General features: G+C 58.0%; 11 protein-coding genes. 4 read left to right on the top strand and 7 right to left on the bottom strand.

Going from position 1 to position 11,773, the window contains the following annotated elements:
- The first annotated feature begins 254 nt into the window (after window positions 1-254).
- The 3 genes from MLC59_RS09840 (at window position 255) to dapE (ending at window position 3,523) form a co-directional block, all read left to right on the top strand.
- Entirely contained in the window at window positions 255-599 is a 345-nt protein-coding gene (locus MLC59_RS09840; protein ID WP_248233850.1) for an ArsC family reductase, read from the top strand.
- Window positions 600-976: 377 nt separating this feature from the next.
- Complete coding sequence (gene dapD, locus MLC59_RS09835) at window positions 977-2,005, top strand: 2,3,4,5-tetrahydropyridine-2,6-dicarboxylate N-succinyltransferase (RefSeq protein WP_248233848.1); 1,029 nt, start codon at window positions 977-979, stop codon at window positions 2,003-2,005.
- A 387-nt stretch (window positions 2,006-2,392) separates the two neighbouring features.
- Entirely contained in the window at window positions 2,393-3,523 is a 1,131-nt protein-coding gene (gene dapE / locus MLC59_RS09830) for a succinyl-diaminopimelate desuccinylase (RefSeq protein ID WP_248233847.1), read from the top strand.
- A gap of 502 nt (window positions 3,524-4,025) precedes the next feature.
- On the opposite strand, the gene MLC59_RS19930 is transcribed toward dapE, so the two are convergent.
- A complete protein-coding gene (locus MLC59_RS19930) occupies window positions 4,026-4,586 on the bottom strand; it encodes a cold-shock protein (protein WP_282450929.1) in 561 nt (186 codons plus the stop codon).
- A 145-nt stretch (window positions 4,587-4,731) separates the two neighbouring features.
- Between MLC59_RS19930 and MLC59_RS09820 the strand changes: the two genes are divergently transcribed.
- On the top strand, window positions 4,732-4,968 hold the full coding sequence (locus MLC59_RS09820; RefSeq protein WP_248233845.1) for a SlyX family protein: 237 nt from the start codon (window positions 4,732-4,734) through the stop codon (window positions 4,966-4,968).
- 29 nt (window positions 4,969-4,997) lie between these two features.
- On the opposite strand, the gene MLC59_RS09815 is transcribed toward MLC59_RS09820, so the two are convergent.
- From MLC59_RS09815 to acs, 6 genes are all read right to left on the bottom strand, one after another.
- A complete protein-coding gene (locus MLC59_RS09815; RefSeq protein WP_248233843.1) occupies window positions 4,998-5,381 on the bottom strand; it encodes a hypothetical protein in 384 nt (127 codons plus the stop codon).
- Complete coding sequence (locus tag MLC59_RS09810; RefSeq protein WP_248233840.1) at window positions 5,353-6,342, bottom strand: hypothetical protein; 990 nt, start codon at window positions 6,340-6,342, stop codon at window positions 5,353-5,355. The genes MLC59_RS09815 and MLC59_RS09810 overlap by 29 nt, the downstream gene beginning before the upstream one ends.
- Window positions 6,343-6,572: 230 nt before the next feature.
- Window positions 6,573-7,979, bottom strand: coding sequence for a mannose-1-phosphate guanylyltransferase/mannose-6-phosphate isomerase (locus tag MLC59_RS09805; protein WP_248233839.1), 1,407 nt, complete (start codon window positions 7,977-7,979; stop codon window positions 6,573-6,575).
- A gap of 179 nt (window positions 7,980-8,158) precedes the next feature.
- Window positions 8,159-8,524: a histone-like nucleoid-structuring protein, MvaT/MvaU family gene (locus MLC59_RS09800; protein ID WP_248233837.1), complete on the bottom strand. Its 366-nt coding sequence runs from the start codon at window positions 8,522-8,524 to the stop codon at window positions 8,159-8,161.
- A gap of 376 nt (window positions 8,525-8,900) precedes the next feature.
- Window positions 8,901-9,563, bottom strand: a complete 663-nt coding sequence (locus MLC59_RS09795) for a response regulator transcription factor (RefSeq protein ID WP_248233834.1) — start codon at window positions 9,561-9,563, stop codon at window positions 8,901-8,903.
- 173 nt (window positions 9,564-9,736) lie between these two features.
- Window positions 9,737-11,683: an acetate--CoA ligase gene (gene acs / locus MLC59_RS09790; protein ID WP_248233832.1), complete on the bottom strand. Its 1,947-nt coding sequence runs from the start codon at window positions 11,681-11,683 to the stop codon at window positions 9,737-9,739.
- Window positions 11,684-11,773 lie beyond the last annotated feature (90 nt).

Genomic DNA, 11,773 nt, shown 5'->3' with positions numbered 1-11,773 from the left:
AACGGAACACGGAAAAAGAAAAGCTATTTGCCACGAAACCCACGAAAATGAAAAAAGGGATTACCTTAAAGGCGGTTCACTTTTTCGTGCAGTTTCGTGGTTTTCGTGGCCAAAAAATCGTTTCACCTTTCCCAGTGTTCCGCTCACCCTGAGCCTGTCGAAGGGAACCTGTCGAAGGGAGCCTGTCGAAGGGAGCCTGTCGAAGGGAGCCTGTCGAAGGGCCGTGGATTCCGTGGCCAAAAAGGTGTTTTACCATGAAACTCTACGGCATCAAGAACTGCGATACCGTCAAGAAGGCCCGCAAATGGTTGGACGACAACGGCATCGCTTATGACTTCCACGACTTCAAGAAAGACGGCCTTGATGAAACCCTGCTCTCCCGCTGGGAACAGGCCATCGGCTGGGAAGCGTTAATTAATAAACGGGGCACCACCTGGCGAAAGCTGCCGGAGGAGCTTCGTGATACCATTGGCCCCCAGACTGCCCACGAGATCATGCTCGACAACCCGTCGATTATTAAACGACCGGTGGTAGAGAGTGGTGATCAGGTGAGCGTTGGTTTCAACGCGGACGCGTGGGCTTCACGGTTTAACGTATAAGTTTCGGAACCCACAGCCCTTCGACAAGCGCCCTTCGACAGGCTCAGGGCGAACGTAATATGGAGTGACACGGGAAAAACAAAGAGGAAAGGACGGTTTCGCAAGGAATCCACGGCCTTCGACAAGCTCAGGGTGAACGGAACACGGAAAAAGCAAAGAGAAAAAGACGGTTTCGCCACGAAACCCACGAAAGAACACGAAAGAAAAAACAGGAAAGCCGTTAAAGGCCGTTCATTTTTTCGTGGATTTCGCGGATTTCGTGGCCAAAAAATCGTTTCATCTTTTCCGGATTTACGTTCGCCCTGAGCCTGTCGAAGGGCCGTGGGTTCTGTGGCCCAAATTCTTGAAATCCAAATTCCTGAAAAGAGGAGCATCAGATGAGTTTTGCATTCGGAATTGGCATCGGCAGCCAGAACCAGAAAAGTGAATGGCTGGAGGTCTTTTATCAGCAGCCGGTGCTGATGCCGGACAACGACCTGATGGAAATTGCCGGCAACACCCTGGGCTATCAGGGCGGCAACCAGGCTATTGAAGCCACGGCAGAGCAGCTCAAGGCCTTTGCCGATGCACTGGGCTCCACGGCCCACACCGCCCAGGCGGAACTGGCGCAGAAAGCGGCCGAGAGCAGCATGCCTGTGGCGGTCACCATCCTGGAAACCGATGACACCGCCAGCAGCACCCCCGAGGTGTACCTCAAGCTTCACCTGCTGTCACATCGCCTGGTGAAACCTCACGGCGTAAAGCTGGATGGCATCTTCGGCCTGCTGCCCAACCTTGCCTGGACCAATGAGGGTGCCGTTGACCTGGATGAGCTGCCCGAGCGCCAGCTTCAGGCCCGCCTGCAAGGCCGCATCCTGGAAGTGAAGTCCGTGGACAAGTTCCCGCAGATGACCGACTACGTGGTCCCCCGTGGCGTGCGCATCGCCGATACCGCACGGGTCCGCCTGGGTGCCTATGTGGGTGAAGGCACCACCGTGATGCACGAAGGCTTCATCAACTTCAACGCCGGCACCGAAGGCACCAGCATGATCGAAGGCCGTGTCTCCGCCGGCGTCATGATCGGCAAGGGCTCGGACCTGGGGGGCAGCTGCTCCACCATGGGTACCCTCTCCGGTGGCGGCAACATCATCATCTCCGTGGGCGAAAACTGCCTGCTGGGCGCTAACGCAGGTATCGGCATCCCCCTGGGCGACCGCTGCACCGTGGAAGCTGGTCTGTACATCACCGCCGGCACCAAGGTGGCCCTGCTGGATGACCAGAACAACCTGGTAGAAGTCATCAAGGCCCGCGACCTGGCCGGCAAGCCGGATTTGCTGTTCCGCCGCAATAGCCAGACTGGTGCGGTGGAGTGCAAGACCAACAAGACTGCCATTGAACTGAACGAAGCGTTGCACGCGAATAACTAAAGGACTGATTGGCCACGGAATTCACGGCCCTTCGACAGGCGCCCTTCGACAAGCTCAGGGCGAACGTAAATTCGGGAAAGATGAAATGATTTTTAGCCACGGGATCCACGGCCCTTCGACAGGCTCAGGGTGTGCGAAATACCGGAAAAGATGAAACGATTTGTTGGCCACGAAATCCACGAAACTACACGAAAAAGTGAACCGCCTTTAAGGTAACCCCTTTTTTCATTTTCGTGGATTTCGTGGCAAATAGCTTTTCTTTATCTTTTTCCGTACATCTCCGTCCTACGTTCGCCCTGAGCCTGTCGAAGGGCGCCTGTCGAAGGGCCGTGGATTCCGTGGCTAAATCTTCTATGTCTCTCCCCCCCGGCTCACAAAGAGGCCCACATGACTCTGTCACCCACCCTCGAACTCGCCATCGACCTTATCCGCCGTCAGTCGGTCACACCCGACGACGCAGGCTGCCAGGAGCTGATGATGTCCCGCCTGGCCCCGTTGGGCTTTGCCGGTGAGAACCTGCGCTTTGGCGAGACCGATAACCTCTGGGCCCGCAAGGGCTCTGAGGGGCCGCTGCTGGCCTTTGCTGGCCATACCGATGTAGTACCGACCGGCCCCGAGAAGAACTGGGCCCATGCGCCGTTTGATCCGGTGATCCGCGACGGCTACCTGTATGGCCGCGGTGCCGCCGATATGAAAGGCAGCCTGGCCGCCTTCGTGACTGCCTGCGAGCGCTTCGTGACGAAGAACCCGGAACACCGAGGCTCCATTGCCCTGCTCATCACCAGTGACGAGGAAGGCCCCGCCCAGGACGGCACAGTGAAAGTGGTGGATACCCTCGAGAAGCGTAACGAGGAGATCGACTGGTGCCTGATCGGAGAGCCCTCCAGCACCCACCAGGTGGGGGACATCATCAAGAATGGTCGCCGCGGCTCCCTGCACGGTTACCTGACCGTTCACGGGGTTCAGGGCCACGTGGCCTACCCGCACCTGGCAGAAAACCCGGTTCACCTGGCCGCCCCGGCGCTGGACGCACTGGCCAATGAGTTCTGGGACAACGGTAACGACTTCTTCCCGCCCACCACCTTCCAGATCACCAAAATCGAGGCGGGTACGGGAAGCAACGTCATTCCCGGCGAACTACTGGTCCACTTCAATTTCCGCTACTGCACGGAAAACACAGCGGAAAGCCTGGAAGAGCGGGTGGTCGCCATCCTGGACCGGCACAAGCTCAAATACGACCTGCAATGGCACCTGAGCGGCCGCCCCTTCCTGACGGACAAAGGCGCCCTGGTAACAGCCACCCAGAACGCCATCCGCCAGGTCACCGGCCGGGAGACAGAACTGTCCACCTCCGGCGGCACCTCCGACGGGCGCTTTATCGCCCCGACTGGCGCACAGGTGGTCGAGCTGGGGCCGCTGAATGCGACGATTCACAAGGTGGATGAGTGCGTGAAAGTGGAGGATCTGGACACACTGTCCGAGATTTACGAGCAGGTGTTGGTGGAATTGCTGGCCTGACTGGGTCTGAGGTCCGGGATAAAAACTGATTAGCTACGGAATCCACGGCCCTTCGACGGCACCCTTCGACGGCACCCTTCGACGGCACCCTTCGACGGCACCCTTCGACGGCACCCTTCGACGGGCTCAGGGTGGGCGGAACAACGGGAAAGATGGAACGATTTTTTGGCCACGAAATCCACGAAACTGCACGAAAAAATGAACAGATTCTAGAGAGGTTTCTGTTTTAACTTTCGTGGGTTTCGTGGATTTCGTGGCGAATAGCTTTTCTTTATCTTTTTCCGTATATCTCCGTCCTACGTTCGCCCTGAGCTTGTCGAAGGGAGCTTGTCGAAGGGCGGTGGATTCCGTGGCGAAACCGTCTTTTCCTCTTTGCTTTTCCCGTGTTACTCCGTATTACGTTCGCCCTGAGCCTGCCGAAGGGCGCCAGTCGACAGGTGCCGTCGAAGGGCCGTGCTTTCCGTGGCAACTAACTCTGTTCGCTCTTACCACGGCAAAGCTGTTAGTCCAGGGTTGAGACGTTATCCGCCTGCAGTCCCTTGGACGCTTCGACCACATCAAACCGCACAGCCTGGCCCTGGCGCAGGACACGGCGGCCGCGGCCGCGGATGGCGCGGAAGTGGACGAACACTTCATCACCGCTTTCGCGGACAATAAAGCCAAAGCCTTTCTTCACATTGAACCATTTGACGGTGCCTTCTTCGCCGCCTTCAGGTCCGTAGTCTTCATCATCGTCTTCGTCGTTGTCGTCCTGGGCCTGCGGGTGTGAACGCTGCTGACCCTGGCTGGTGGCCGGGCGGGATCCCTCGGCGGGCTTGCGCTCATTGATGACAACTGTCAGTACACCGACAATGGCGAACAACACAAAGGTGATGATGTAGGCCGCAATACCCTGGGCACTGCCCAGAACAAACTGCGGGCTGTCTGCAACGGCACTACTGCCGGCTGCGGAAAGGATATAGAGGACTTCCGGCGCGGTGTTTACGAGGATAAATCCAAGAACCAGCGGGGCGAGGATAGCGACCAATACCGCTGACAGAATTGCTCTTGTTGGATTACGCATGGATACAACGGGCTCCGTAGAATCATTGATAACGTTTGTGGAAATAACCATTATTCACCGGACACGTGCCAAAACCCGACACCCCGGCAAATAAAGCGGGCATAATACCAGATTCCCTACAAACCTGACCAAAGCGTTCCACATAATGGCGAATACCGACACAAACACGACAGAAAAACTTCTGGAAAGAATGGATGAACTGGAAACCCGACTGGCCTTTCAGGATGAACTGATCAACACCCTGTCCGACCAGGTGGCGCAACAGGAGCTGGACATCCGCAAGCTTTGGGAGGCAAAGCAACACTTGAAAAAGCAGCTGTCGGAGATCTCACCATCGAATATCAAGGGAGAGCACGAGGAAACACCCCCGCCCCATTACTGAATTAACCGCACACCGACCCAGCGTGGGAGTCAGTTCCAGACGACGAGGTTCTCGCCCCGCCCATCCAGCCGCCACCACTTTTCTTCTTCCACGGGGTCGCCTTCCTGCCACTCACCCTGGCTGCAGCGAATTTCTGTTTCCAGCACACGCCAGGCACTGCGGGCACAGTCCAGGTCCGTGTTCCAGGGCAGGTTCTCGCTTTCCAGCACCACGGAGCTGAAACGTTTGCCGAAAGCCTCGGCGTACACCGTAATGCGCACCAGGCCATCGTCATAGCGGCCTTCGCCCTTATACAGGCCGGGCTTGTTGCCGAACGGGGTGAGGGGTACCAGAAGCTGATCGAAGTTGGCTTCCAGCCACGCGGTCAGGCGGGCGGGGTCAAGGTCACGAACGTAGATTTCCAGGTCCTGCACGGCGGGCGCCTCCGGCGACATCAGTGGGTACATGCAAGTCAGGATGATCGCTGCTGCCGGTCAGGGATTCAAGTTCGGCACGAACATCTTCCGGAAAAACATGCCACAAGGTTCCCTGGGACTGCCGTTCGAACCAGTCCACCTCCGCCGCCGTCAGCTCGAGGGAGCACTGTTCGTACTGCTGCTGCAGTTGCTCGATGGGCTCGCCGGTTTCCTGGTTCGCCTCGATTCGCCGCGCGAGGGTTTCGAGCTCCGCCCTGAGGCGACGACACTCGGCCGGGCCTTCCTCGGCGACGATGGCAACCCGTGCAGCGGCTCGCTCCAGCCACTCGACGACCTGCCCCGGGGTCGCCCGGTAATGCAGGCCGGATACCGCCAGCCCCATGGCTGCATCGGTCACCCGAACATTCCAGCGGGCTTCAATCACTGGCCGGTGAGCAACCAGCACCGCCTGGTTCTGGGAGCGAGTGCTGGCTGGCAGGTCATGGCGCACCATCGTACGCCCCATCACCCGTTCCATGCGACGGGCGGCCACGGCGTCATCGTCCTGCTCCGGGCTCAGCAACATCAACGGGCCGTTATGGTTCGGGATCAGCTGTCGGGCGGGGTGCCCCGGCTCCGCCAGCAGCGCCATCAGGTCCCCGGGAGAAAGGTTATCCAGCAGTAACGCAGGCAGGGTGCCCTGCAAGTGATTGGAGTAACCCTGCATCTGCTCCAGCACCGCGGCGGTTTTCGCTTCATCGCGCAGGTCCATCAGATAGAAGTCTGTGCGCATGGCAGGCATCAGGGCTTGTAGCCAGGCGGTCTTGCCAGCCCCGCGATCAGCGGTCACCCAGATCAGTCCCCGGGGCGACGATGCGAGGGCGACAGCCAGGTCGTCTGCCAACCGGTACCAGGTTGCATCCGTAATGACTACCGGATTGGAAGCACGCCCGGTTGCCGGTGCCTGACCCAGTCGCATATAACCCACTCCTGCTCACGACTTGCGGGAGTCGGAAAGCTCCCTGCCCAAGATAAGGGAAGAGCTTACCGGCCCTGCCTGTATCTGTCCTTCGGATTGATCACACTTACGGCAAATAGCGCGCTTTTCAAGTCGTTCAGGTATCCACTTCAGGAACCAGATCTCACTTATCCCGTTGCAAATGCGACCTGGAATCTGAGACCAGGCACCGGATTGACTCAAGAAGCAGTTTAGACCCGGTTGTAGGTATCTTCAAAGCGAACTATGTCATCTTCCCCAAGATAGCTGCCGGTTTGTACTTCAATCAATTCCAGCGGGATAACACCGGGGTTGGTCAGGCGATGGGTGACGCCGAGGGGGATATAGGTGGACTGATCTTCCGTCAGCATAATCTCGTCATCGCCCCGCTGCACATTGGCAGTACCCTTGACCACTACCCAGTGCTCGGCCCGATGGTGATGCTTCTGCAACGACAGGGAGGCCCCCGGATTAACGGTAATGCGCTTCACCTGGAAGCGTTCGCCATTGGCCACGCCCTCATAGGTCCCCCAGGGGCGATGAACCTTTTTATGGAGCTTGTACTCAGGCCTGCCCTGCTCTTTCAGGCGGTTGACCAGTTTCTTTACGTCCTGCACACGGTTGCGGTCTGCCACCAATACCACGTCATCCGTCTCGACAATCACGTGGTCGCTGACGCCCAGCGCTGCGATAAGCCGCCCTTCTGAATGCACATACGAGCCAGAGACGTCCTCAAGGATGACGTCGCCATGGCAGGCGTTACCATGTTCATCCTGGGGCTGTATCTCCCACAGGGTCGACCAGGAACCGACGTCACTCCAGCCGGCATCCAGGGGCACAACCACCGCATCCCGGGTGTGCTCCATCACCGCGTAGTCAATGGAATCGTCGGGGCAGGCAGCAAACGCCTCCCGGTCCACACGGGTAAAGTCCAGGTCCCCCTGACGGGCGTTGTAGGCCTTGCGGCAGGCGTCCAGGATGGCCGGCTGGTAACGCTCGAGTTCTTCCAGGTAACGACTCGCCGAGAACAGGAACATACCGCTGTTCCAGTAATAGCCGCCCTCATCCAGGTACCGCTGCGCCGTGTCCGCATCCGGCTTTTCTACAAAGGCATCCACCGGCGACCAGGCACCGTGGTTGGCCCCGGCACGGATGTAACCATAACCTGTGTGGGGAGAGTTCGGCACGATGCCGAAGGTGACCAGCTTGCCCTGCTTCGCAGCCTCGGCGCCATCCGCCACGGCCCGGGCAAATGCGGCCTCATCTTTCAGGACCTGGTCCGAAGGCATCACCAGCATCAATTCATCCGGGTTCTGCTCCGCCATGGCCAGTGCGGCCAGTGCAATCGCCGGCGCCGTGTTTCGCCCGACCGGTTCCAGGATAATGCCAGCCGTGCTGTCTCCGGCAAGCTGGTGAAGGTTGGCCGCTACGACAAAGCGATGCTCTTCATTGGTGATCGCCATTACACGAACATTGGCAGCCGCACGCAGACCCCTGGATATGGTTTCAGAAAGCAGAGATTCCTCGGAAACAACGGGAATGAACTGCTTCGGATAGGCCTCACGGGACAGTGGCCAAAGGCGGGTTCCGGAACCACCTGACAGAATAATCGCGAGCATAACGGATCCTTATGAACGTGTGATGATTGAGGCAATTCTCTCGCAATTGGCCGGGCAGCTCAAAGGAAGGCACTCACTTTTAACAGCCTGTAACTTTCACTGGCGGGAAGGGAGGAGGGAGATCAACAATACGTGGTATGTTTCCGGGCAGCCAGGCGCTGCCCGGATGAAAGGGGCGGTTAGTCCTGCTGCCAGCTCCGAACCGCTTCCTTACCGTATTTCTGGCGCCACTCGTTCAGGGTCTTGTGATTACCACCACGAGTCTTGACGACCTCACCAGAATGAGGATTCTTGTATGTCTTCATCGGGCGCTTGGCACGAACGCCACCACCCTCGGTTTTTGCAGAAGCAACCGAGGGATCAATAGCACCAAGAATCTGAAGAACATCCTTGGGAGATTTCTTGTGCTCATCCATGAGTCCCTTGATCTTCTCTTCAAACTCCAGGTCACTTTTGAGCGCCTGGTCCTGTTCCATTTTGTTCAGTTCTTTGGAAAGCTTTTCAAGCAACTGCTTCTTCTGATAATAATCGTTGATATTGGGCATGTAAGAAACCTTTCTGTTGGATTTCGGTAAACAACAAGATTCAATCCCTGATTCAGGCACCAATCATATAAGAAGAATGTCAACTAATGAAGTCCTTTCCAGAAGATTACAGGTGAACATTTGATAATATATACGTGCAATTCCTGAAACGTTATTACAGCGATCGGGTGTAGTGCATCAAATGTATCGGGACAATTTCAGCAGATGTACTGGGCATCATATCCTGTACAATCGCCATTCATACCTTCGATATTGTGTGCACATAATACAGACTGACCGCGCCATGACAGCAAAAGGCAGGCATAGATCCATGGCCTGATACAACCCCACAGGACAGCACTGAAGGTTAACGAATATAGCCCGAACACCCCGGCTGTCAGCCGGATAACGACGTTTCGGAGGGGTCCAGCTCCATCTGCTGGATAGCAATCACGGCCTGGGTGCGGTTACGTACGCCCAGCTTGCGAAACACAGCGGTAATGTGGGCCTTGATGGTAGCTTCGGAGACATCCAGGTCGTAGGCAATCTGTTTGTTGAGCATGCCTTCAGCCAACATACCCAGTACGCGGAATTGTTGCGGGGTCAGTGAGGCAAGTTTTTCAGAGAAGTCCGTGCTTTCCGCCTGGGTCTGTTCCAGTTTTTCGGCAACCCCTTCCGGCAGCCACATATCCCCTTCCAGTACCGCCTGGATTGCATCGGTGATTTCCGGCAGCGGTGCAGACTTGGGGATAAAACCGGACGCACCATAGTCGATAGAGCGGCGCATGACCTGGAGATCCTCGGACCCTGAGACCACCACCACCGGCAAACCCGGGTACTGGCCACGCAGGAATACCAGGCCGGAAAAACCATGGGCACCGGGCATATTGAGGTCCAGCAGCACCAGGTCCGCATCCGGTTTCTGTTCCACGGCGGCCTGGAGCGCCTTGATGCTCTCAACCTCGGCCACCTCGGCGTCTGGAACCGCCTGGCTTACGGCCTGGCGCAGTGCCGCACGGAACAGCGGGTGATCATCAGCGATGATTATGTGTTGAGACATCCACGGGCATCCTCTTGTTAGACCGACTTCGTATCCTGGTTCCGGGGCCTGGCTCAGCGCGCAGGCTTCCCGGCAACCCATCCATCAGGACCGCCGCCTATTCTACCCCAAAAGCAACGATGCCCGCAGGGGAGATCCCTGCGGGCATCGTTTCGGGCAGTTACGAAGGAAGTCTACTTGAAAGCGCGTTCGCTGATAAGGTCATCCACCACGCCCGGATCCGCCAGGGTGGAGGTGTCACCCAGCTGATCATGCTCATTGGCCGCAATCTTGCGCAGGATGCGGCGCATGATCTTGCCGGAGCGGGTTTTGGGCAGGCCTGGTGCCCACTGGATCACATCCGGCGAGGCGATGGGGCCGATCTCCTTGCGCACCCACTGCACCAGTTCCTTGCGCAGCTCCTCGGTGGCTTCGACGCCCTGCACCAGGGTGACGTAGACGTAGATGCCCTGCCCCTTGATGTCGTGGGGGAAGCCCACCACGGCGGCCTCGGCAACCTTGTCGTGGGCTACCAGGGCACTTTCCACCTCGGCGGTACCCAGGCGGTGGCCGGAGACGTTCAGTACGTCATCCACCCGGCCGGTGATCCAGTAGTAGCCGTCTTCATCGCGACGGGCGCCGTCACCGGTAAAGTACATGCCCGGATAGGCGCTGAAGTAGGTCTGCTTGAAGCGGTCATGGTCACCGTAGATGGTGCGCATCTGACCCGGCCAGCTGTCGAGGATAACCAGGTTACCTTCGGCGGCGCCATCCAGGATGTTACCGTTGCTGTCCACCAGCGCCGGCAGTACACCGAAGAACGGTACGGTGGCGGAGCCCGGCTTGAGGTCTACCGCACCGGGCAGCGGTGAAATCAGGATGCCGCCAGTCTCGGTCTGCCACCAGGTATCCACGATCGGGCACTTGCCGTTACCGATCACCCGGTGGTACCACTCCCAGGCCTCCGGGTTGATGGGCTCACCCACCGAGCCCAGCAGGCGCAGGCTGTCACGGGTGGTTCCGCTCATGCAGCCCTCACCCTCGGCCATAAGGGCACGGATCGCGGTAGGCGCCGTATAGAGCACATTGATCTTGTGCTTGTCCACGACCTGCCCCATACGGGAGCTGTCCGGGTAATTGGGCACGCCTTCGAACAGTACGGTGATGGCACCATTGGCCAGCGGCCCGTACAGGATATAGCTGTGGCCGGTAACCCAGCCGAAGTCCGCGGTACACCAGTAGACGTCGCCGTCCTGGTAATCGAAGACATACTCATGGGTCATGGACGCGTACGTCAGATAACCACCGGTGGTGTGCAGTACGCCCTTGGGCGCGCCGGTGGAGCCGGAGGTATAAAGCATGAACAGCGGATCTTCCGCCCCCATGGGTTCCGGTGGGCACTCGGCGGAGGCATCCTTCATCAGGTCCTCGTAGCTCACGTCACGGCTGGCATCCCAGGGCACGTCGCCACCGGTGCGGGATACTACAACCACCTTTTCCACATCCGGCACGGATTCGCCCTGCAGTGCCGCATCCACGTTTTTCTTGAGGGGAATCTTGCGGCCGCCGCGGAGCCCTTCATCGGCAGTAACGATAAACCGGGATTTGCCGTTTTCAACACGGGCACCCAGCGCCTCCGGTGAAAAGCCGCCGAACACGACCGAGTGAATGGCACCAATACGGGCACAGGCCAGCATGGCCACGGCGGTTTCCACGATCATGGGCATATAGATCGTGACCACATCACCTTTCTTGACACCCAGGGTTTTCAGCACGTTGGCAAACTTGGCCGTTTCCGCGTGCAGTTCACGGTAGGTAACGTTGCGGGATTCCGCAGGGTCGTCGCCTTCAAAGATGATCGCGGTCTGGTCGCCGCGTGTTTCCAGGTGACGATCCAGGCAGTTGGCGGAGGCGTTCAGCACGCCATCCTCAAACCACTTGATGGACAGGTTGTTGTAGTCGTAGGTGGTGTTCTTGACCTTGCTGTAGGGCTTGATCCAGTCCAGGCGCTTGCCGTGCTCCCCCCAGAAGGTATCCGGGTCATCGATGGACTGTTTATACATCTGTTCATACTTTTCACGATCGAGCAGCGCCCGTTTCGCGAAATGGTCGGGTACCGGGTATAGCTTCTTGTCGGTCATTGTTTCCCCCTTTGCTTTACAGAGTCTGTTTCTGAGTTGTCGGAATTGTTGGAACAGAACTGGTTAGCCCTATCTGACCATGTCAGGACT

This window comes from Marinobacter bryozoorum (genome assembly GCF_023156245.1).
GTDB classification, from domain to species: Bacteria; Pseudomonadota; Gammaproteobacteria; order Pseudomonadales; family Oleiphilaceae; genus Marinobacter; species Marinobacter bryozoorum.
Note: the sequence above shows the minus strand (reverse complement) of the source record. Positions and strands in the feature narration are given on the sequence as shown.

Excerpts from the sequence above, each read along its gene's own strand:
- MLC59_RS09840 (WP_248233850.1), top strand. The coding sequence starts at position 255 with ATGAAACTCTACGGCATCAAGAACTGCGATACCGTCAAGAAGGCCCGC.
- dapD (WP_248233848.1), top strand. The coding sequence starts at position 977 with ATGAGTTTTGCATTCGGAATTGGCATCGGCAGCCAGAACCAGAAAAGT.
- dapE (WP_248233847.1), top strand. The coding sequence starts at position 2,393 with ATGACTCTGTCACCCACCCTCGAACTCGCCATCGACCTTATCCGCCGT.
- MLC59_RS19930 (WP_282450929.1), bottom strand. The coding sequence starts at position 4,586 with ATGCGTAATCCAACAAGAGCAATTCTGTCAGCGGTATTGGTCGCTATC.
- MLC59_RS09820 (WP_248233845.1), top strand. The coding sequence starts at position 4,732 with ATGGCGAATACCGACACAAACACGACAGAAAAACTTCTGGAAAGAATG.
- MLC59_RS09810 (WP_248233840.1), bottom strand. The coding sequence starts at position 6,342 with ATGCGACTGGGTCAGGCACCGGCAACCGGGCGTGCTTCCAATCCGGTA.
- MLC59_RS09805 (WP_248233839.1), bottom strand. The coding sequence starts at position 7,979 with ATGCTCGCGATTATTCTGTCAGGTGGTTCCGGAACCCGCCTTTGGCCA.
- MLC59_RS09800 (WP_248233837.1), bottom strand. The coding sequence starts at position 8,524 with ATGCCCAATATCAACGATTATTATCAGAAGAAGCAGTTGCTTGAAAAG.
- MLC59_RS09795 (WP_248233834.1), bottom strand. The coding sequence starts at position 9,563 with ATGTCTCAACACATAATCATCGCTGATGATCACCCGCTGTTCCGTGCG.
- acs (WP_248233832.1), bottom strand. The coding sequence starts at position 11,683 with ATGACCGACAAGAAGCTATACCCGGTACCCGACCATTTCGCGAAACGG.